Here is a 20,836-nt window from a genome sequence, read left to right on the forward strand (position 1 = left end):
TTGGTTTTTCGACAGAAAATGATAAGATAATGAAAGCGTATACATAAAACAACAAGAGGTGAACAGATGAACAGTAATCAGAACAATCACGAACTGAAGCGCAGCATGAAGGCCCGGCATTTATTTATGATTTCTTTGGGTGGAGTGATCGGAACAGGATTCTTTCTGGGTTCCGGGATGACCATTCATGATGCTGGTCCTGCAGGTGCTGTGCTTTCCTATTTGGTTGGCGGTTTTATCATGTACTTAACGATGCTTTGTCTTGGAGAGCTGTCGGTCGCCCTGCCGGTATCCGGCTCTTTTCAGACGTATACGTCCAAATTTATCGGCCCTGGCACCGGGTTTGCGGTGGGCTGGCTGTACTGGCTGGGCTGGGCAGTAACCGTGGCGCTGGAGTTTTTATCCGCTTCTGCTCTTATGCAGCGCTGGTTTCCTCATTCGCAGCTCTGGATGTGGAGTCTCATTTTTGCCGTGGTACTCTTCGCGTTGAATGCCCTGTCGGCAAAAGCGTTTGGAGAAGCTGAATTTTGGTTCGCAAGCATTAAAGTGATTGCCATTATCCTGTTTATCGTTCTTGGCGGAGCGGCTATGTTCGGATGGATTGATATGAAAGGGGCCAGCTCTGCACCCGCATTCTCTAACTTCTTATCTGCAGGCTGGTTTCCGAACGGATTTACCGCCCTGTTTGTAACCATGATCGCTGTGAATTTTTCCTTTCAGGGTACCGAATTAATCGGGATTGCTTCGGGTGAAAGTGAAGATCCGGAAAAAACCATTCCGCGCTCGATCAAGCAAACGGTATGGCGTACACTCTTTTTCTTTGTGCTCGCCATTGGTGTGCTGGCAGCCCTGATGCCGATGGAGAAGGCAGGAAAAGTGGAAAGCCCGTTTGTTGTGGTGTTTGACAGCATTGGAATTCCTTATGCCGCTGATTTAATGAATTTTGTTATTCTGACGGCTTTACTGTCTGTCGCTAATTCGGGGCTTTATGCCGCGACAAGAATGCTCTATTCCTTGTCAAAGGAGGGTATGGCAAGTCCAAAGCTTGCCAAAGTCAACAAGCGCGGCATTCCGATGAACGCGTTGTACATTACAATCGGTGTTGCGCTATTGTCCCTGTTATCAGGCTTCAAAGCGGAGAAAACCGTTTTTGTATGGCTGCTTTCGCTTGCAGGACTTGGAGCGCAAGTGGGCTGGATCGCTATCACTGCTTCACAGCTGGCGTTCAGAAGAAAGTATATCCGCAATGGCGGCAAGGTAGAGGACTTGAAATTTAAAGTGCCGCTTTATCCCATTTTGCCGATTTTGGCGACCACCTTGAACACAGGGGTTCTTGTGAGCATGGCATTTGATCCCGAGCAGCGTCTTGCTCTTTACCTTGGAGTTCCGTTCTTTATCGGGTGTTACCTCTATTACTACCTGGTCATCAGGAAAAAAGAAAAAGCCGGAACGCTTCGGCGGGAAGTGATCTAATGAAAAGGCAGCAGGGCTGATCAATCAGTCTGCTGCCTTTTTTGTATCATTTTCCAGTTGGAAGCTTCAGATTGACAAAAATAATCGATTTCGGTATCATACATATTGTTACAATACTTCAACACATAAAAGCGTTTAAGCGTTTAAGTGGAAATAAAAGTTTAATGTGCATCAGGGAGAGGTCATTCATGAACAGTAAAGTAAAATTGCCAGGAGTTATCCTGTTATTCCTATTCATTGTAGTCACCATGTTTACAAGTATGGTTTTCGTAAAAGTAGAACCCCACATTCCTTTGTTTCTTTGTGTAGTGCTGACAGGCATCTTTGCTCTGTTTTGGGGAGCCGACTGGAAACAGATTGAACGCGGTCTGATAGCAGGAGTGGTCAGCGGCATACAGCCACTTTTGCTTTTGATGATGATCGGCCTTGTCATCGCAAGCTGGATGATAAGCGGAGCTGTTCCAACGCTTCTGTTTTACGGGATGGATTTTATTCAACCTGAATGGTTTGCACTCAGCGCTTTGTTTATTACCATTCTCGTTTCAACATTTACAGGAAGCAGCTTTACCACGGCCAGCACGGTTGGGGTAGCACTGATGGGGATTGCCCATGTACTGAACGTCAACCCGGGTCTTGCAGCAGGTGCGATCATTTGTGGTGCTTGTTTCGGCGACAAGATGTCACCATTATCAGATTCCACCAACCTGGCTTCAGGTACAGTAGGTGTGAACTTGTTTGAACACATTCGGCATATGATGTGGACGACAGTGCCTGCGCTTGTCATTACAGCGGTTATTTTCTTTTTTGCTGGGCACCAGGGTTCCGGAGCCTCTTTGGCTCAGTTGGCTGAGATGAAAAAAACGCTGGGAGACCATTTTGAAATCACTCCGGTTACTCTTATATCTCCACTGATCGTCATGCTGATGGCATTTCGAAGACTGCCCATACTGCCTACGCTTCTTACCGGCGTAATCACGGCGGTAATTACAGCTTTTATGCTGAATGCGGATATAACCATAGCTCAGATGATGAATGCATTGGAAAATGGAATGAATCTGAAAACGGGCAATGAAGCGGTCGATGCGATCGTGAATAAAGGGGGTCTCGTTCCGATGATGTGGTCGGTTGCACTCATTATCATTGCTCTTTCTCTTGGCGGTCTTCTTCATGAGCTTGGCGTCATCGATGTCCTGTTGGGTTCAGTGGAAAAACTGCTCAAGAAAACTGGGCATTTGATTGCAGCCACAGCAGCAGCCGGTTTGGGGATCAATCTTCTCACAGGGGAAATGTACCTTTCCATCTTGCTTCCCGGACAGGCGTTTAAGAAGCATTTTGAAAAGAACGGAGTACCGCTGAAGAACCTTTCAAGAACGATGGAAGATGCCGGAACACTGATTAACCCACTTGTTCCATGGAGTGTGAGTGGCGCCTTCTTTGCCGCTACGCTTGGAGTTTCAGCACTCGATTATATTCCATATGCCTTCTTGCTTTACCTTTCTCCGCTGTTTACTTTGATTTACGCATACAGCGGAATTGGGCTCGGCATGAAAAAAACAAAATTATCAGCGGTATCAAAGGCATCCTAGGAAGCATCCGGAATTTCTCCGGATGTTTTTTTAGTTATGGGGTCGATGTTTATTTCATATGATGAAATGATCGGCAACAGACAGACAATGTGCGAGAAAGAAGGCGGAACTTATGAAACAGGTCCGGGGCCAAAAGGTTTTTTTATCTAATGCCGTCCTGTCCTCTTTAATCAATACAAACTATGGACTAAACGTGCACTCCGTTGAGCGTATCCTCTCCATCCCGAAGGTGTATACAAACGGGGGGATTTTCGGATTTAAAAACGCAAATGAACTCAACGACTTGCCGTTTGTTTCTCAATGCATCGAATGGATCAAGCAAAACGGTTTTCCATTTATACCAAGTGTTCTGCCCTGCAAAAACGGACAAGTTTATTTTGAACATAATAACGAACTTTATTATATGGAGGAGTGGGTAAAAGGAAAAGATATTCTTTTTGCTGATCTGCCATTGATTGAACGGATTGGATCGGCTCTGGCCCGTTTTCATCAGGCAGCAGAAGGGGCGGCTCCGCCAGCAGACAGCTTTCGTATGGAATTTGGTAAACGTGCTGAGAAATTGAACCGGATACATCAAGATATACAAAGATGGAAATCCGGTTATGAGGCTGTGCCCGAGTGGACCATGGAACCGTGGATGCTCGACCGTCTGGAAATGAGGTGCCGGCTGTCTTTTTCATACCTGGATCAAGGTCAAACAGACCATGCAAGGGTCAAAGGAGTTCTGTCACACGGCAGTCTGCATCAGAGGAATATACTGCTGAATACGGAGGGGGAAGTCTACCTGATTGATGTAGAGTCCCTGTTATTTGCAGAACGGACGTATGATCTTGCTTCATTTATTCATTATTTTGCGCCGTCACACCAATGGAATCCTTCTGTGATGCACCGCTTGATCAAGGGGTATCACCGGGGGGCAAGTGAACCTTTGTCCTATCCGGAGTGGAGACATTTGTTCTCTTTCCTGGCTTTTCCAAGAAGGATGGAGAGCTGGTGCTATCGGCATTTTGACCATCCGACCGAATTTTCATATTTTAAATTGCTTGGAATTCTGGTTCATGACCAGGTGAAAGAAAACTTGTTCAAACAATATCACCCTGATATACTGGGACACTCCTTTCGATTGTTTGCGGAAATGGCAAAGGGGAGAAAGCAGTGAAAAAAGGGTATTCAGTTTCTTTTTGGTTTTTTTGGGGCGGATTGTTATCTGGTGCAGCTTTCCTTGCTTTTTCCTTGTTCATTCACTCGAATCTTGTAAAAGATACAGATCATCATCAGTTACTGGCGGTATACAGCCATCGTACGCCGGAATGCACATCCGTTTTTACCTTTATCCAGCAGCTTGGCTCCAAAAATACGTTATTCCCAATCTTGGCTGCCGGAGGGCTTTATCTTATTCTGTTTAAAAGACTATATGACGTAGTCTTCCTATTTTCTTCGGTATGGGGAGCGTATGTAATAAACGGCTTACTGAAGAACTATTTTCACCGTCCAAGACCATCATTCGGTATGCTTCTCCAGGAAAACAGTTTTGGCTATCCCAGCCGGCATACGATGCTGGCTGTCGCCTTCTATGGAGGAATCGGCATGTTGATATGGATGAACAAGAAGATGTCCGATTTTTTGCTGATGAAACTGGCACTGTTAACCGCAGCCATCATCCTGTTGATCGGGTTTAGCATGGTGTATCTTGGAGCACACTTTCCAAGTGATATTATGGGGGGATTGCTGGCAGGCACATCATGGCTTTTTTTTTGCGGGGCGTGGTATCAGAAGGCAAGGAAATAGGGGCTTCATAGGCGATAACATAAGCAAAACGGCAAGGTCTGGACATACAATGTACTGGATACCAAAGCTGCAGGGAAAGGAGCCTTTGGCAGTAGATGACAAACCCTCAGAATGAAATGGAATATTATTATCAGCATTATCAGTACCATGCCGAGATGTGCAAATATTATTATCAATTAATGTTTGGTGACCAGGAGGCAACCTCCGAATATATCCTTCCTCCCAATATCGAGGTCAAGGAAAAGTGGAAGACAAAAACCTCCTATGAAAAGACGTATACTCCTATTCAAAGCCAGCCTGAAACAGAACAGCAAAACGGATGATCACCTATGATGATTATGTCTCCTCGTTACTGGTCTGGTGCTTGCGATTAGAAGAGAACATCCGGCAAGTGTCCGTCCAGTGCCGGGATTTACCTCAAAGGAATAGGTTGTCTGTTTTTATGGACCGCGTTCAAACCTTTATTGCCTATCTTTATGGGCTGCAGGAATTAAAGACACCGCATCTCATAGAAAACATAGAATTTTATGCTGCCTCTTTATATAACGAGTGGAGGGGCATGGACCGGAACAACCTGTAAAAGGGTTGTTTTTTTGGTGTTGAAAATGCTTACATATGGTGGTATATTGATTTTACAAAGTTACGAAAACGTTTACGTAGAGAAAGAAGGGCTTGAATTGTCCTACACGATCAAGGATGTGGCCAAAAAGGCCAATGTCTCAGTGGCTACTGTTTCCAGGATTCTGAACAATCTGCCGGGCTATTCAGAGAAAACAAAAGAAAAGGTTCTAGATGTTATTGCGGAAATGGGATATCAGCCAAATGCGATAGCACGGGGCTTGATCAACAAAAAGACAAAAACATTGGGTGTGCTGCTGCCAGCCGTTTCTGATACCTTTGCATCGGTTGTTCTCAGCGGGATTGAAGATATGGCACATGAGCTGGATTACAGTGTAATGGTCTGCAATACGGATAAAGATGGAAAGCGAACAATGAAATATTTGCAGGCTCTCCGCGAAAAGCAAGTGGACGGCATCGTTTTTGTCAGTGAATTTTTTAAGGAAGAATACTATAATGCCATCATTGCCATGAATCTTCCTGTCGTTCTCGTATCAACTAAGTCCAAGTATGACGTTCCTTTTATAAAAGTGGATGACAAGAAAGCGGTGTTCGATGGCGTCACCTATCTACTTGAGAGAGGCCATCGTTCCATTGGGATGATTGCCGGGACAAAAGGGGATCCCATCGCCACATTACCCAGAATTGAAGGATATAAACGGGCCCTTAAGGAAAAAGGCATCCCGGTCGACAGGAGAAAGATCGCTTTCGGTGATTTCGGATTTGAAAGCGGGATAACTGCCGCAAAGGAACTGCTGAAACAAACTGAGGGCCTTACCGCCATTTTTTGTTCCAGTGATGAAATGGCTGCAGGTGCTCTGTCCTATCTGTACAGAATGTCGATCCGGGTGCCTGACCAAATCTCCATTATCGGCTACGACAATACGAAGGTGGCGGAAATGGCGATTCCACCGCTCACAACAGTGGGGCAGCCGCTCTACGAAATGGGAAAAAACGCGGTAAAAATGCTTCTGGACCGAGAAACAGGGGAACAGCAGAGTGTTTTTATGCCACACCATATCGTGGAAAGAGAAACCGTCAAAGTGATTGAAAAGGAAGAAACAGAGTAAACCAAGGTTTGCTCTTTATTTTAACAAGGTTACGTAAACGTTTACTCCAAAATGACATCAGCAACTATGAAGTTCGTGCGGAAGAACGTATAAACCAGATTAAACTCAAGCCATATGAAGTCAGCGTTTACCGATTGAAGTAACGATAGAGCCGTCCTCTGGACGGCTCTATTAGTTAACATAATAACTGTTTGGCCAGTAGGTTTTTGATTTTGACCAGTAAAATCCTCATTTCGGCCAGTAACGTCCTCGATTAGGACAGTAAAACTTCAAAACCCGCTTGTATTGCTGAAATCGCACCTGTTGGGACCCGCAAAAAGAACGAAAAAGCTCTGATTTCCGTTCCAAATGACTAGAATCTCCCGATGTTCTCGGTATCCATGTTGAGGCCGGGCATGCCGGGAAGCCAGTTGGCGGGAACGCCTGATTGTGATTGTTCGCCAAATTGGAGGGCTTGAACGAGCCGCAGGATTTCATATGCATTTCGGCCCACTTCAGAAGGATAGATGAGTTTGCTCGCGATAAAGCCATCGGGCCCTACAATAATGGTAGCCCGGCCGGATGCCCCGCTGAATACATCAAGAACCCGGTAGGCCCTGCTGATCATATGATTCCGGTCACTTACAAGCGGGTATTGCACCTTGCCGGCCAGGGGAGATACATCTTTAAACACTTTATGGGAAAAGACACTGTCTGTACTGATGCCGAGCACCTCGGTGTTCAGTTTCTTGAATTCTTCATATAAAGCGGCGACCGCCGCTAATTCTGTCGGTCAGACAAACGTGAAATCACTGCCATAAAAAAAGAGGACCACCCAGCGGCCGCGGTAATCTTCGAGCCGGACATCTTTGATTTCGCCGTCTTGAAAGGAAGCTGCAGTGAACACGGGAGCGATGTCTCCGAGCCCGGCGCAGTAAGGCTGAGGTGCGCAGGTAGTAAACTGCTCCACAGATGGCTTGGGATAATGCTGATTTCCGTCAAAAGGCAAGCTCATTCAAATCCCTCCTTTCCGTTTGAGATATATGCCAGTTATACTTATCGTATGAAGGGGGAGTTCAAGCGTGATAAATACAGAGCAACTGGTTACCAGGTCATCGCTGGTTCGGAATTTTAAGAAACTGGGTGTCCAAAAGGGAATGACCGTCATTGTACATACATCGTTGAGTAAAATGGGATGGGTGTGCGGCGGTGCTGTTGCCGTTGTTCAGGCATTAATGGATGTGGTGACCGAAGAGGGGAACTTGATCATGCCGACGCATTCTGCAGAACTATCGGACCCTGCAGGATGGGGAAACCCTCCTGTGCCCAAGGAATGGTGGGAAACCATACGTTCCGAGATGCCGGCATTCGACCCGGCAATTTCGCCCACTTACTTCATGGGGGCCGTCGCTGAAGTATTCCGGACCTTTCCGGGAGTCATAAGAAGCAATCACCCTACGGTATCCTTTGCAGCATGGGGTAAGGATAAAGAATGGATTACCGGGAATCACTCCCTGGATAACGGACTGGGCGAATCCTCGCCAATTGCCAGGATTTACGACCTCGATGGATCTATTCTCCTTATTGGAGTCGGACATGACAGCAACACGTCCATGCACTTGGCCGAGTACCGTGTACCTGGACAGAAACAAGTGGAAGAAGAAAGTCCTGTCATTGAATCGGGACAGCGTATATGGAAAACGTATAAACAAATTGAATATCAGGAAGAGTTGTTTGAAGAGATTGGCCGACAATATGAAGAAAACTATGGACAAGAGATAAAAATTGCCGGGGCTGGCTCCGCAACCTGCCGGCTGATGAAACAAAAGAAGCTGGTTGACTTCACAGAAAACTGGTTGAAGCAAAACATCCAGATGTCCTCTCCTATGTAAAAACCATCCGGGAAACGGTTCCCGGATGGTTTCTCATTTATCGGCCTCCGCAGCCGCAGCCCCCGCCGCTTTGGGACGGCTTAGTGTACTGCTGTTGCTGTGGATAGCCGGGATTTTGCGGATATCCCCCAATCACTCCCTGGCCAAAGCCTGGAACTGACCCGGTATAACCCGCTCCGGGATAACCACCTTGTCCGTAAGCTTGGCCGGGGTAGCCGGGGAATCCTTGCTGGCCGTAACCAACGCCCGGCTGCCCATACCCCATTCCCAGGGGATAGCCATATGGAGGATACTGACCGTATCCATAAGGATTTTGCTGTCGCATATCATCGTTCCTATCTGGTAAGATTTTTGTTCCTTTTAGCATATGTAGAATTAGTATTTGTGTACAAGATATTTAACTATGAAGCTCTTATTTTAAAACAAAAAGCCTGCGTTTTTTTGCAGGCTTTACTCTTCCGTTTCAGGCTGAATTTCAATAAGGTTGGCAGAAGGCTTTCGTTTGTGCACCCTGATTTTTAATACACCGTTTCCGAATGTGGCACGGACGTCCTCTTGTTTAACGGAAAAGGGAAGCGGAACGAGGCGTTCAACCCGCTTGTTCGCTTGCTTGTACTGGCTGATGTTGGTGCTGTCATTTGTGAAGCGGTTCGTTTCCGAGGCGTAGGCAATAATTTTCAGAGCACGGTCCAGCACTTCAATCTGAATTTGGTTCTGGTCATAGGATTCGAGGTTTGCATACGCCAGATATTCATCTTTTGTTTCTTTAACTTCAAGCGGGAATGAGAGGTTATCAACCATTGTATGATAATGCTCAAAGCTTTTATCAATAAATTGTTCGAGTGATTTTACCCATGTACCTAACGATTTTTCATTTAAAAAGGGCAGAATAGGGCCGTCGTTTTCTGACATGATCAAACTCCTCCTTTAATGATTTTAAGTGTTGCCGGCTACATTCGAATCTACGGCATCGGTGTCAAGTGTATTGGTGGCGCTGACGAACGTGACGGTTTGCATGAAATTCCCTGTATTTCCTCCACCAGAACCACTGTATCCTTTGCTCGTGCTTTTCGGATTGATGACAAGGGTGTCACCGAAATTGACAACTCCATCGGCTTGAACGGCGGAAATGGTGACTGGTCCTACGATGAGTGATGGCAAGTAATACGACCTCCCTTATGACGTGCTGTCTGGATTCCTGCTGCTCTTATCAATCTATGATGATGGCAGGAATTTGGTGTGTATAAAGAGGGTGAACACCTAAGAGAAAGCTACATATGCTATATAAGAGACGGTTACGGCAGGGGGGGTTGGATGCCTGGTATCGTAGGGAGTATCAACATTGCCTCAGTTTCAAGCAGTTCGATTGTCCATATTGGGGATGTTCAGGCCATCCAACCAATCAGCAACGCGAAGACATTTGCGGGGGCCGGATCCTTTAATACGGGCGACAACATCAGAACCAATACTGGTTATAACCTGACAAACACGTATGATATGGACCAGTACGACAATACCAACATCGGAAATTACTAGAAGCGAAGATTTAAAAAGCAAATTTGGGATAGGTCCGGCATAAAACATAGTAAGGAGATGATGTTATGTCGGACACCTACAATCAATACTACTATATACAGCAAATGCAGGGGCAGCTTCAATGCCTCCAGGATAAAGTGTGTGAATTGGAGAAGCAGATTGAAGACTTGACGAAGGATATGAAAAAGGTAAAAGACCAGCCGACCACACAAATCCAATATTCATTCGATCAGTTGAAAATTGAAAGGCTCGACGGAACCCTGAATATCGGGCTCAGTTCTGATGCGGATGGTAAAAATATCGTGGATGATTTTACCGTGGGAGGAGAATCCATCGCTGTCCCTAATAATGGCGGAAACCCACCGGGATCGTTGAGCTCGAGCCGGGAATATACTGAAATTATGCGGAACCTCGAAGAGTACCTGAACGTTGAAGCAGCGGATGACATTGCCAAGATTGAAGAAGAGCATGAACATAAATTGGAAGAGACCTATCATGAGTTAATCATCAATGATATCCGGACACAACTGCCGGGAAGGCTTGAACATTACATGCAAAAGTACCCGCCTCAAAACCAGGAAGGGCTGCTTCTTGTTGAAAACAAGGTAAAGGGCGATGTCTACAAAGGAATGGAGCATTTTATCCTGAGTTTAAAAAATAATAACATCGGAGGCGAAAACCATGAAATTCCAGGTAATCAATCATGATCTCTCAATCGGGGATCTGAAGATTGTGGGAGTAAGCATCTCTTCGCTTGTATTGGTAGGGGATGCCGGCCACATCTCGCTTGCGGCTGCCTTTGACACACCTCCTGAAACTCTGACGGTTGGAACCGCCCTTGTTCCTTTATCGGTCGTATAAAAAATGATTCCGCGTACATCGGAAGTGAACCACATCCATATTCGCTCGGTTTTATTTTCTTCCATCGTCAATGTGGGAGATACGGATGAACATACGGCGTTTTCAAGGGCAATTGCCATTCAAAAGTACGAACCTGAATTTAATCCCACACTCAACAACCTGCTCGATTTTCCAAAGTATCAGATATTTACCATGGTACGTCCTCCAAGGATTCCAACAAATGAAGTGGTCATGGAATCCTACCACGATCCATCGTTCATTAAAGTAAACTCGATTAATATTTTTGGTATTTCCACAGCTGCCATGCTTCATATCGGTGGGATTCAGAACATCGATTTGGAATCAAGAGTAAAGCATGTCCGTGATTATCGGACGAATCCAGATCCCAAAAATTTGTCCATCGTTCCTTTTGCAACTGTATCACGAAAACACCGGGAACCAAAAGGAAGGGAGGAATAGCTGTGAATCTCTTTGTGAACCAAACGATTACCATTTATCAATTAAAGGTACAGGGGATTCAGAATTCCTCTGTTATGCAGATTGGAAGCGCTGGTATGATTCGGCCGGTATCGAACCTGTATAACACCGGCGGCTATACAGGAGCAGCGCCGCCGCTCGCCGCCCTTCCGACAGTGGAACTTCCTGCTCCATCCTGATCTAAGTCTTTAACCTTGCAAGAAAGGAGGGAATCACTCCGTGGACTCATGGAAACAGATGATGGAATGGAAGAAGTTCGCCGATCAGTATCTCGGGCAAAACTTCTTTTCGCCTTATGGGCAGCAGGATGAGGCACAAAGGAACCAGCCTGCCGAGCCTGCAGAGGAAAAAGGATTTCCGGCTGTTAATATTTACGAATCCGATAATGAGCTTTTGTGCGTTGCAGCCATTCCGGGCTTGGAAAAAGCGGAAGACGTAGATGTTTATGTCGACGACAGAAGTGTTCATATAAAAGGAAAGACCAACCTTGTCGGCGGCAAGTACAGAATTGCCAAGCAGGAGTTTGGCTCCGGAAGTTTCAGCAGGGAAATTGAGCTGCCTTACAGAGTCCGTAGTGATGCCATTCAGGCCACGTATAAAAAAGGATTCTTATATCTTAGGCTTTACCGGCTGCCGGCTGACCGGCAAAAACCGAAAAAAGTAGACATCCGCCGGTTTGACGATTGATATTGACAAGATACCGGAGCGGCTCTAAACTAAAAGAGAAGTAAAATCTGGAAAGGAAAAGGTATATCGTCCAATGCGCAACTAACTCCTATTTAACATGAACTTTATCTTCTTTTTTGAAAATAAACTTCAGATAGGATTAGTTTGCCCATTTTTATACCCTTTTTCTTTTTGCGTGATCTGCAATGATCGGGTGTTTTTTGTGCAGCTAATTCCTCTCTGATTCTCAGGGAGGTTTTTTTATGCTTTTATTGGAAACAACAGATCTTGAAAAATCGTATCTGGCCAAGCTGATTGTTCAGCTGAAGGAACCGCTGTTAATTCACAGCGGCGACCGGATCGGCGTGGTCGGACAAAACGGCGCAGGTAAATCCACACTGATGCATATGCTTGCCGGAGAAGAGGCGGCGGATAAAGGAGAAGTCCACGTTTACGGGAAAATTGCATCTGTATTTCAATTCGGCCGCAAAGCGGAGACACTGCCATCAGAAAAGGTACAGAAGAAGTGGGGCGTAAACCTTAAGGCGTATACATCCATGAGCGGAGGAGAAAAGACCCGCCTGTTCCTGGCGGCTGCGCTTGAGGAGGAACCCGATTTGCTGTTTATGGATGAACCTACGAGCCACCTTGATCTTGATGGAATCCAGCAGTTGGAACAAGAACTGTCTTCTTTTAAGGGAGCGGTAGTCGTCATCTCTCATGACCGTGCGTTTCTTGATAAGGTATGTACAAAAACGATTGAAATTGCGGATACAGTTCCTTCGTTTTACACGGGTAATTTTTCGTCTTATCAAAAGCAGAAGCTGCATAATCTGACACGGCAGCAATTCGAGTATGAAGCCTATACAAAAGAAAAGCAGCGGCTGAAGGAAGCGGCAAGTGCAAAAACGCAAAAAGTGAAAAGGATGAAAAAAAAGCCGTCTCGGATGAGCGATAGCGAAGCAAAACTTGGAAAAGGCAAGGTGAAAAGCAAGCAGGCCGCCATGATGAAAAATGTAAAAGCCATGGAAAAGCGGATGGAGCAGCTGGAGAAAAAAGAGAAACCGAAGGAAATGGAAATCGTTCAGTTTGATATCGCAAAATTAAGCCCGGTACATGCGAGATTCGCGTTACAAGTAAAAGATATGGAGAAAACGGCTGGACAGAGGAAGTTGTTTCAAGAGGTTTCTTTTGCTGTAAAACCTGGAATGAAAGTGGCATTGACGGGGCCGAACGGGTGCGGAAAGACTACCCTGATGAACATGATTCTTAAGGGGCATTCGTCCGTAACCGCCTCCCGGGCATTGAAGATCGGATATTTCCATCAAAATTTAGAGATTGTGGACGGAGAACGTTCTATTTTGGAAAATGTTTCGGAACAGAGTCCATACAGCAAGATGTTTATTCGGACGGTGCTTGCGCGGATGCTGTTTAAACGGGAAGATGTACACAAAAAAGTGAAGGTGCTGAGCGGAGGCGAACGAGTAAAAACAGCCCTGGCCAAGATATTTCTCGGAGACTTTAACCTGCTTTTGCTGGACGAGCCAACCAACTATCTGGATATTTTTACGAGAGTGGCATTGGAGCATGTCTTGTCCGTTTATCCGGGTACCATTTTGTTTGCTACCCACGACCGCCAACTGATGAACACCGTTGCCGATCATTTGTTGATATTCAGGGAGGGTAGATGTCTGTTTTTCAAAGGCAACTATGCTGCCTTTGAACAGCAACATGCAAAGGAAATCCAACAGGAACCATTTGCTGGACAGGAAGAGCTGTTAGCGCTGGAGCTTGAACGCGCAGATCTGATTGGAAGACTGTCCATGCCAGGAAAAGGCGATCAGAAAGAAGTGCTTGAGCTGCGGTATCAAGAGCTGCTGAAATCCATACAGCAGATCAAACAACACATGAACTGATTATAAAAAAGCAGGGAGTCACGAGCTCCCTGCTTTTGCTATTTCTTGTCTTCTTCCTGCCGGATTGGCGGTTCTTCCTCTTCACCTATTTCGGTGGAATAGCTGATTTGATTCAAATCATACTCATGGGCCACTGTTCCCCCGGCCATCCCTTCATTGATCATCCGGTCGATGTCGAGGTAAAGCTTTTTCTTTCCTTCATAGTCGGTTTCTTTTTCTGACATCTCATAACCCTCCTTTTTACGTAGTCTGTCCCAAATCTATCCGTAAATATAAGCTTAAGAACAAAGTAAAGCGGGTAATAGACAATATTATCTGTAATTTTGAGGAGGAGCATCACATGGCAGACTACAGCCAGGTTGTGGAAAAGTACTTTTTTATCATCAGGAAGAAACACTTACAGGGCGGTTTAAATATAAATGAGTACAACAAAAAGGTAGAACTCATCAATTTGTGGTTTATTCGGCACACCTTGCGTTCCGGGCTGACAAAAAAAGAAGTACAATAAACATTCAACTAGATTCCAATGTGATGAACTTCCGAAAAAATTTCGGAAGTTTTTTTATAAAAAGGAATATCCATGAAAAAAGCCGTATTCTTATTATTGAAACCTTTGGCAGCATGGATGCGTAAAAGGAGTAGTGATTTTTACATACTTTAGGAGGAAGAAAAAATGAATAACCATGAAATTGATTATAAAATTTATGGGGATGACATGCAGTTTGTTGAAGTGGAGCTGGATCCCAGTGAAACGGTTGTAGCTGAAGCAGGTGCCTTGATGATGATGGAGGATGGCATCAGCATGGAAACCATCTTCGGAGACGGCTCTTCCCAAGGATCCGGTTTGATGGGCAAGTTATTCAATGCCGGAAAGCGCATGCTGACAGGTGAAAGCCTGTTTATGACGACCTTTACAAACGATGGATCAGGAAAAAAACACGTTTCCTTTGCTTCTCCTTATCCCGGAAAGATTATTCCAATGGATTTGAGTGAGTATGACGGAAAAGTTGTTTGTCAAAAGGATGCCTTTTTGGCCGCTGCGAAAGGGGTATCTGTCGGCATAGAACTGCAGCGAAAGCTTGGAACCGGTTTTTTCGGCGGTGAAGGATTCATCATGCAGAAGCTTGAAGGAGACGGAATGGCCTTTGTTCACGCAGGCGGTACCATTCATGAAAAAACACTGCAGCCGGGAGAAGTGCTTCGTGTGGATACAGGGTGCCTCGTTGCCATGACAAGAGACGTGGACTATAGCATCGAAATGGTGAAGGGAGTCAAAACGGCATTGTTTGGCGGTGAAGGATTGTTCTTTGCGACACTTCGCGGTCCGGGAGCAGTCTGGATCCAATCCCTTCCGTTTAGCAGGCTGGCAAGCAGGGTCTTTGCTGCCATTCCTCAATCCAAGGATGAGGGAAGTATGGCGAAAGGGCTTTTTAACCTCTTTGATGGAGATTGATTGAAAGATAAACAAAAAAGGATGGCGCCACGGGCGCGATCCTTTTTTGCGGGTTATGTACGTTCTTCCTCTGTTCGGTAACGGCTGATTTCATGATTGGATTGAAGCTGGATCAGCCGTTCCAGCTGCTCGTTTCTCAAGCGGTCGGCTTCCAATTTCCGTTTCATAAAGCCCATGGCCTTAAATAAAAAGATGATGGTTAAAACGACGATAAAAATTGTTACGATAAAGGACAGTAAACCAAAGATGCCCATTAACGCACCAATGGCATCCAACGGACCACTGGGCTGCATAGGATCCATCTCAACATTCCCCCTTTTTAGCTTCCATAGTTACATAGCCTTATCCACCTCTGTCTAAACCATTTATTGAATAGGGACCATTTAACCTTTATTATCATAACAGACCCCACTTTTTAAATCACGATCGTACGGGTTGTTCAGCAATTTTTGTTACAATAAAAGAAGATAACTATAGATCTGAGGTAGGAGCAAATGAGTTTATTATCGGTTGAACAACTTTCAAAAAGTTACGGAGATAAAACCCTGTTTCAGGATATCTCCTTTACAATCAGTGAAAAGCAGCGGATCGGCATCATAGGTGTCAATGGAACCGGCAAGTCAACTTTGCTTAAAATAATTGCGGGATTGGAATCGGCGGACACAGGAGAAATCATTCACGCCAATGATTTTCACATTGAATACCTTTCCCAGACTCCTTATTTCGAAGAAGGTGTAACGGTTCTCGAGGCTGTATTTTACGGAAATTCTCCCCTTATGCAGCTGTTGCGCGAATATGAAAGAGCGATCAGCAGCCTTGAAGCAGATCCACAGAATGAAAAGCTTCAGAACAAGCTGTTTTCCCTTCAGCAGAAAATGGATGCCATGGATGCATGGGATACGAATACAACCGCAAAAACAGTGCTCAACCGGCTCGGCATCACAATGCTCGAACAGCAAGTGAGCATGCTTTCAGGCGGACAGCAAAAACGAGTGGCTATCGCCCGTGCTCTCATCCAGCCAGCTGATCTTCTCATACTGGATGAGCCGACCAACCATATTGATAATGAAACGGTGGAATGGCTTGAAGATTTTCTTGCCAAATACAGAGGCGCCCTCCTGATGGTGACACATGACCGTTACTTTTTAAACCGTGTAACGAACCGGATGATTGAGCTTGAGGGCGGAAATCTGTATACGTATGAAGGAAACTATGAAATGTTTCTGGATAAGAAGGCAGAGCGCGAAGAGCGCGAAGCGTCATCCGAACAAAAACGCCAAAATCTCCTTCGCCGGGAGCTGGCCTGGCTTCGACGGGGAGCCAAAGCCCGCACAACCAAACAGAAGGCAAGAGTTCAGCGTGCAGAAGCATTAAAGGAACAATCGGGTCCAGCCCAAAAAGGCCAGATGGAGGTCGCGATTGGTTCTGCGAGGCTCGGCAAGAAGGTGATTGAGATTGAGGAGATATCCAAGTCGTTTAACGGAAAGGCATTGTTCAGCGATTTCAGTTACTTGGTTATGCCGGATGACAGGCTGGGCATCATCGGTAAAAACGGAAGCGGTAAAACCACGCTTTTAAATATCCTTGCCGGCAAAATGACTCCGGATACCGGACAGGTGGAAACAGGCCCGACTGTTAAACTGGGCTTCTACACCCAAAATCATGAAGAAATGGATGAGAACCTGCGGGTCATCGAGTATATACGCGAAGCGGCAGAGGTCATTTATACGAAAGACGGCCAGCCCATCACGGCATCGCAAATGCTGGAACGGTTCCTTTTCTCTCCAAGTGCGCAATGGACATATATTTCAAGACTTTCAGGAGGGGAAAGAAGGCGTCTGTATCTGTTGCGGGTATTGATGGATGAACCGAATGTCCTCTTCCTGGATGAGCCGACAAACGATCTGGATATTGAAACACTATCGGTTCTGGAAGATTACCTGGAGCATTTTCCGGGAGCAGTCATCACGGTATCCCATGACAGGTATTTCCTTGACCGCACGATGGAACACCTTTTTGCCCTTGAAGGAAATGGCAGGGTGGAGCGGTTTGATGGTGATTACTCGGAATACCTGGAGCAAAAAAGAAAAGAAGAAGAACAGATAGCAGCTTCGAAAACAGCAGCTTCTCCTGAAGATTGGAAACCGAAAAAAGAAAAAGCCCGCCGCCTTTCCTATAAGGAACAAAAGGAATGGGAGACCATTGAGGACACCATTGCAGAATTGGAAGAAAAGCATCAAGAAATAGAGTCCCAGATTGCTGCAGCCGGAAGTGATTTTGGCAAGATCGATGGCTTGTTCCGTGAACAGCAGGAAGTTGCAGCCCGGCTTGAAGCGGCGATGAACCGCTGGGAAGAGCTTTCTGTGCTCGTGGAAGAAATTGAAAAAAATAAATAAAAAAAGGAAGAATGAAAACCGCACTTTTGTAATGGGACCTCCAAAGTCTGGAGGCGGCTGTTACAGGTGCGGTTTTTCTATTTTTTCTTTTTTGAATGCCTTCCCTGTAAGGATGTTCCTGACATACCAGACAGGACCGACAAGAAGGTAGACCGGATGTTTAAGAAACGAAGGTTTTTTTCCTTCAAAAAGGTGCCCGATAAATTGAAGGATCCACCCAACGATAAACAAGGCCAGCGCAAGTTTCCATCGCCAGAAAAAGAGAGGCAGCGAAACAACAATCAGCGGTATGCCGATCGAATGGGTCAATTTGTTAATGGGATGCTGATGATCCTCTTTATACTTTTCGATGAAAGATGGATTGGACATCTTTTATCCCTCCTTATCAAAGAATATTCTTTCTCATCAAATTAATCCCTTCTGGATATCCGACAAAATATCAATTAAAAACAATTTGGATTTTTATGTAAATAAGACGATTGATTCTTGCGGACTCTTGATATGGTTCGGTAGTCCTTTCAGGATGAACAAATGTATTTTTTGATTAGTTAAAATATTCTAATTATAGTACGAAGGTCGCATTCCAAATTGCTGAGTATATGATACTTTTAGATAGCAAGAAATTACAAAATATTCATTATCTTCTACAGGAGGGGTACATTTGGGAAAGTGGAGTAAGAGATTGGGATCGTCACTGGCGGTTACGGGATTGTCATTGGGGTTAGTATCAACATCCCTGTTTACTGGGTCTTTGGACGTAAAAGCAAAGACAGCGATGCAGGAAACCGTTTCAAATCATCATAGCAATAGCCACTCGGCGCTTGACCTTGCTATCGTAAATGATGATAAGTTAATAGATTCACTTATTAAAAAAGGGGTCATTTCAAAAAATGCTTCCCAAAAGGAAAAGCAAAAGGCGCTGCAATCCTATCTTGAGCTGAAAGGAAAACCGGATGCTGTAAAAGAAAAGGATCCGCTAGCTCCAAAAGCAAAAGCGGCTGCCGCTGAAAAACAACGGGAGTTCAAAGGGTTCAATAATGGTCTTTTGAACGGAAACGGAAAAAAGAAGGGTCATTATAAAAAACAGCCTGATCCTGTTAACGATCATGGACCTGGTGAAGTGGTGAAAAAAGGGAAACTTTTAACCATTATGGTGGAGTTTTCAGACACGCTTCACAACGAGATAAAGCCGAACGAAACAGACAATTACTACAAGGACTATAATCAAGAGCACTTTGAAGATATGATTTTCGGCGAGAATGGTGTGAAAGGCCCCAACGGGGAAGATTTTGTATCTCAAAAGCAATTTTATGAGGAGCAATCGGGCGGGTCATATACCGTTGAAGGAAAAGCCTACGGATGGTTAAAGGTTCCGGGAACGGCTGCCTACTATGGTGCCGATAAAGCAACTGGCGGCCACGACAATGTGACACCAGGAGGTTCGAAGCAGTTAGTGGTGGATACATATAATGCTGCCAAAGCTGCAGGTATTCCGCTTGAAGATTATGATTTAGAGGATCCGCATGATTTGGACGGCGACGGCAACTATTGGGAGCCGGATGGCCTCGTTGACCACCTGCAAATCATTCATGCCGGAATGGGACAGGAAGCTGGCGGCGGAGCACTTGGAGACAATGCGATCTGGTCACACCGTTCTGCTAAATTTGTTGATCCGGATGGACTTGGTCAGGGGACACCTGGATTCTATGATTACACAATGATGCCTGAAGACGGGGCAACAGGCGTATTTGCTCATGAATATGGACATGATCTCGGCCTTCCTGATGAATATGACACGATTTATTCTGGTACAGGTGAAGCCGTTGGATATTGGTCCATCATGGCAAGTGGCTCATGGGCAGGAAAGGTCCCGGGAGCAGAGCCTACAGGCTTCTCTCCGTGGGCTAAATCTTACTTCCAATCTACTTTGGGAGGAAACTGGACAACTCCTACTGTTGTCGACTGGAAAGATGTATCATCTAAAGGAACACAGTTCCTGCTTGATCAGGCCAATACGCCAAACGGCGACAATCACCAGGCTGTTCAAGTGAATCTTCCAAAGAAGAAAACTTACATTAATACGCCAAAAACAGGCACTTATGAGTATTGGGGCGGCCAGGGAGATGAGATGGACAACTCCATGGTGACCAATGTGGATCTTACAGGCAAGCAATCCGTAACCCTGACCTTTGACGCATGGTACGATATTGAGGAGCAGTGGGACTTTGCCTTTGTACAAGTTTCCACCGATGGCGGGAAGACATGGAAGTCTCTTGGAAACAACAACACTCGTTCTGACGTCGTTCCGGAGGGATATCCTACAATTCTAGACTCTATGCCAGGATTTACAGGCAACTCCAATGGCTGGCAGGCGCAGTCCTTTGATCTTTCCGCTTACAAAGGGCAGAAAATTCAGCTTCGTCTTCGTTCCGCTACGGATTGGGGAACCAGCCAGGCAGGCTTCTATGCAGATAACATTAAGGTAGTTGCTGATGGTGCTACTTTAATAGACGATGGAGCTGAGAAAGATCCGTCTGCATTTACTCTAAAAGGCTTTGAAAAGTCAGACGGCAACAAATACAGTGATCACTACTATTTACTTGAATGGAGAAACCATCAAGGAGTAGATGAAGGTCTTGCCCATATCAAGCGTGGAAGCTCCCACATGAGTTATGACGGAGGAATGGTTGTATGGTATGTGGATCCGACATATACCGATAACTGGACAGGGGTTCACCCTGGCGACGGTTTCCTTGGTGTCGTAGATTCACACATCAACGACTTGAAGTGGAACACTGGTGTAGAGGCCAGCACCCGCTTCCATATTGCGGATGCCGCGTTTGGATTGGATAAAACATCTGGTCTGAATATCGATTATCCAGGAGTACAAACGCTGACATCACCATCTCAACCAGCGGTATCTCTCTTTGACGACAGCAACTCCTTCAAAAATCCATTTATGCCGGATGCCGGACGCAACGCAGACAACTATGGTCTGAAAGTCCGGGTAAATGGTGAAGCATCTGATGATTCAGTCGGAGCAATCGTTATTTATAAATAAGCAAATTAGCTCTTCCGCTTTAAAGTGGAAGAGCTAATTAGTTCTTAATACCTGCATTTTCCTG

26 protein-coding genes are annotated in these 20,836 nt (G+C 45.4%); 19 read left to right on the forward strand and 7 right to left on the reverse strand.

What is annotated here, in order from left to right:
* The first annotated feature begins 66 nt into the window (after nt 1-66).
* The 7 genes from QNH15_RS03915 to QNH15_RS03945 all read left to right on the forward strand — a co-directional run bounded on the left by QNH15_RS03915 (nt 67) and on the right by QNH15_RS03945 (nt 6,535).
* Complete coding sequence (locus tag QNH15_RS03915; protein ID WP_283892742.1) at nt 67-1,473, forward strand: amino acid permease; 1,407 nt, start codon at nt 67-69, stop codon at nt 1,471-1,473.
* A 188-nt stretch (nt 1,474-1,661) separates the two neighbouring features.
* Nucleotides 1,662-3,059: a Na+/H+ antiporter NhaC gene (nhaC, locus tag QNH15_RS03920; protein WP_283892744.1), complete on the forward strand. Its 1,398-nt coding sequence runs from the start codon at nt 1,662-1,664 to the stop codon at nt 3,057-3,059.
* Between the two features lie 112 nt (nt 3,060-3,171).
* Nucleotides 3,172-4,218 carry a phosphotransferase gene (locus QNH15_RS03925; protein WP_283892746.1) on the forward strand — a complete coding sequence of 349 codons (1,047 nt, stop codon included), beginning with the start codon at nt 3,172-3,174 and terminating at the stop codon, nt 4,216-4,218.
* On the forward strand, nt 4,215-4,847 hold the full coding sequence (locus tag QNH15_RS03930; protein ID WP_283892748.1) for a phosphatase PAP2 family protein: 633 nt from the start codon (nt 4,215-4,217) through the stop codon (nt 4,845-4,847). Before QNH15_RS03925 ends, QNH15_RS03930 begins: the two co-directional genes overlap by 4 nt.
* 95 nt (nt 4,848-4,942) lie before the next feature.
* Complete coding sequence (locus QNH15_RS03935) at nt 4,943-5,170, forward strand: hypothetical protein (RefSeq protein WP_283892749.1); 228 nt, start codon at nt 4,943-4,945, stop codon at nt 5,168-5,170.
* A gap of 119 nt (nt 5,171-5,289) precedes the next feature.
* Nucleotides 5,290-5,427 carry a hypothetical protein gene (locus tag QNH15_RS03940; RefSeq protein WP_283892751.1) on the forward strand — a complete coding sequence of 46 codons (138 nt, stop codon included), beginning with the start codon at nt 5,290-5,292 and terminating at the stop codon, nt 5,425-5,427.
* 46 nt (nt 5,428-5,473) lie between these two features.
* Nucleotides 5,474-6,535 (forward strand): LacI family DNA-binding transcriptional regulator, encoded by a 1,062-nt coding sequence (locus QNH15_RS03945; protein ID WP_283892752.1) that lies wholly within the window; start codon nt 5,474-5,476, stop codon nt 6,533-6,535.
* Between the two features lie 352 nt (nt 6,536-6,887).
* Here the strand turns inward: QNH15_RS03945 and QNH15_RS03950 are convergent, their stop codons facing one another.
* Complete coding sequence (locus QNH15_RS03950) at nt 6,888-7,529, reverse strand: peroxiredoxin (RefSeq protein WP_283892753.1); 642 nt, start codon at nt 7,527-7,529, stop codon at nt 6,888-6,890.
* A 67-nt stretch (nt 7,530-7,596) separates the two neighbouring features.
* On the opposite strand from QNH15_RS03950, the gene QNH15_RS03955 reads away from it, so the two are divergent.
* Nucleotides 7,597-8,406, forward strand: coding sequence for an AAC(3) family N-acetyltransferase (locus QNH15_RS03955; protein ID WP_283892754.1), 810 nt, complete (start codon nt 7,597-7,599; stop codon nt 8,404-8,406).
* Nucleotides 8,407-8,443: 37 nt separating this feature from the next.
* Here QNH15_RS03955 and QNH15_RS03960 read toward each other — a convergent pair whose 3' ends face one another.
* The 3 genes from QNH15_RS03960 to QNH15_RS03970 all read right to left on the reverse strand — a co-directional run bounded on the left by QNH15_RS03960 (nt 8,444) and on the right by QNH15_RS03970 (nt 9,567).
* Entirely contained in the window at nt 8,444-8,731 is a 288-nt protein-coding gene (locus QNH15_RS03960) for a spore coat protein (protein ID WP_283892755.1), read from the reverse strand.
* 125 nt (nt 8,732-8,856) lie between these two features.
* Nucleotides 8,857-9,318 carry an Hsp20/alpha crystallin family protein gene (locus tag QNH15_RS03965; RefSeq protein WP_283892757.1) on the reverse strand — a complete coding sequence of 154 codons (462 nt, stop codon included), beginning with the start codon at nt 9,316-9,318 and terminating at the stop codon, nt 8,857-8,859.
* Nucleotides 9,319-9,342: 24 nt separating this feature from the next.
* Nucleotides 9,343-9,567, reverse strand: coding sequence for a spore germination protein (locus tag QNH15_RS03970; protein ID WP_283892759.1), 225 nt, complete (start codon nt 9,565-9,567; stop codon nt 9,343-9,345).
* A 153-nt stretch (nt 9,568-9,720) separates the two neighbouring features.
* Between QNH15_RS03970 and QNH15_RS03975 the strand changes: the two genes are divergently transcribed.
* The 7 genes from QNH15_RS03975 to abc-f all read left to right on the forward strand — a co-directional run bounded on the left by QNH15_RS03975 (nt 9,721) and on the right by abc-f (nt 13,862).
* Nucleotides 9,721-9,942, forward strand: a complete 222-nt coding sequence (locus QNH15_RS03975; RefSeq protein ID WP_283892761.1) for a spore germination protein — start codon at nt 9,721-9,723, stop codon at nt 9,940-9,942.
* 65 nt (nt 9,943-10,007) lie between these two features.
* Complete coding sequence (gene gerPC, locus QNH15_RS03980) at nt 10,008-10,649, forward strand: spore germination protein GerPC (protein WP_283892763.1); 642 nt, start codon at nt 10,008-10,010, stop codon at nt 10,647-10,649.
* The gene (locus QNH15_RS03985; RefSeq protein ID WP_283892764.1) at nt 10,624-10,803 is read left to right on the forward strand and encodes a spore gernimation protein GerPD; all 180 of its coding nucleotides are present in this window, start codon (nt 10,624-10,626) and stop codon (nt 10,801-10,803) included. Before gerPC ends, QNH15_RS03985 begins: the two co-directional genes overlap by 26 nt.
* Before the next feature lie 3 nt (nt 10,804-10,806).
* Entirely contained in the window at nt 10,807-11,262 is a 456-nt protein-coding gene (locus tag QNH15_RS03990) for a spore germination protein GerPE (RefSeq protein ID WP_283892766.1), read from the forward strand.
* A 2-nt stretch (nt 11,263-11,264) separates the two neighbouring features.
* Nucleotides 11,265-11,459, forward strand: coding sequence for a spore germination protein GerPB (locus QNH15_RS03995; RefSeq protein ID WP_061974369.1), 195 nt, complete (start codon nt 11,265-11,267; stop codon nt 11,457-11,459).
* Nucleotides 11,460-11,499: 40 nt separating this feature from the next.
* On the forward strand, nt 11,500-11,967 hold the full coding sequence (locus QNH15_RS04000; RefSeq protein WP_283892768.1) for an Hsp20/alpha crystallin family protein: 468 nt from the start codon (nt 11,500-11,502) through the stop codon (nt 11,965-11,967).
* A 242-nt stretch (nt 11,968-12,209) separates the two neighbouring features.
* Nucleotides 12,210-13,862, forward strand: coding sequence for a ribosomal protection-like ABC-F family protein (abc-f, locus tag QNH15_RS04005; RefSeq protein ID WP_283892770.1), 1,653 nt, complete (start codon nt 12,210-12,212; stop codon nt 13,860-13,862).
* Nucleotides 13,863-13,900: 38 nt separating this feature from the next.
* On the opposite strand, the gene QNH15_RS04010 is transcribed toward abc-f, so the two are convergent.
* A complete protein-coding gene (locus QNH15_RS04010; protein ID WP_061974363.1) occupies nt 13,901-14,086 on the reverse strand; it encodes a hypothetical protein in 186 nt (61 codons plus the stop codon).
* Between the two features lie 116 nt (nt 14,087-14,202).
* On the opposite strand from QNH15_RS04010, the gene QNH15_RS04015 reads away from it, so the two are divergent.
* Together QNH15_RS04015 and QNH15_RS04020 are read left to right on the forward strand one after the other, a co-directional pair.
* Nucleotides 14,203-14,370 (forward strand): hypothetical protein, encoded by a 168-nt coding sequence (locus tag QNH15_RS04015; RefSeq protein ID WP_156412591.1) that lies wholly within the window; start codon nt 14,203-14,205, stop codon nt 14,368-14,370.
* A 165-nt stretch (nt 14,371-14,535) separates the two neighbouring features.
* Complete coding sequence (locus tag QNH15_RS04020; protein WP_283892772.1) at nt 14,536-15,315, forward strand: TIGR00266 family protein; 780 nt, start codon at nt 14,536-14,538, stop codon at nt 15,313-15,315.
* Nucleotides 15,316-15,368: 53 nt separating this feature from the next.
* Here QNH15_RS04020 and QNH15_RS04025 read toward each other — a convergent pair whose 3' ends face one another.
* The gene (locus tag QNH15_RS04025; protein ID WP_283892774.1) at nt 15,369-15,617 is read right to left on the reverse strand and encodes a hypothetical protein; all 249 of its coding nucleotides are present in this window, start codon (nt 15,615-15,617) and stop codon (nt 15,369-15,371) included.
* Nucleotides 15,618-15,809: 192 nt separating this feature from the next.
* On the opposite strand from QNH15_RS04025, the gene QNH15_RS04030 reads away from it, so the two are divergent.
* Entirely contained in the window at nt 15,810-17,711 is a 1,902-nt protein-coding gene (locus QNH15_RS04030) for an ABC-F family ATP-binding cassette domain-containing protein (protein WP_283892776.1), read from the forward strand.
* A 60-nt stretch (nt 17,712-17,771) separates the two neighbouring features.
* Here QNH15_RS04030 and QNH15_RS04035 read toward each other — a convergent pair whose 3' ends face one another.
* Complete coding sequence (locus QNH15_RS04035) at nt 17,772-18,080, reverse strand: Mpo1-like protein (RefSeq protein WP_283892777.1); 309 nt, start codon at nt 18,078-18,080, stop codon at nt 17,772-17,774.
* 292 nt (nt 18,081-18,372) lie between these two features.
* On the opposite strand from QNH15_RS04035, the gene QNH15_RS04040 reads away from it, so the two are divergent.
* Entirely contained in the window at nt 18,373-20,772 is a 2,400-nt protein-coding gene (locus QNH15_RS04040) for an immune inhibitor A domain-containing protein (protein ID WP_283892778.1), read from the forward strand.
* Nucleotides 20,773-20,836 lie beyond the last annotated feature (64 nt).

Origin of the sequence: Fictibacillus enclensis, assembly GCF_030123385.1 — a bacterium.
Classification (GTDB): domain Bacteria; phylum Bacillota; class Bacilli; order Bacillales; family Fictibacillaceae; genus Fictibacillus_C; species Fictibacillus_C enclensis.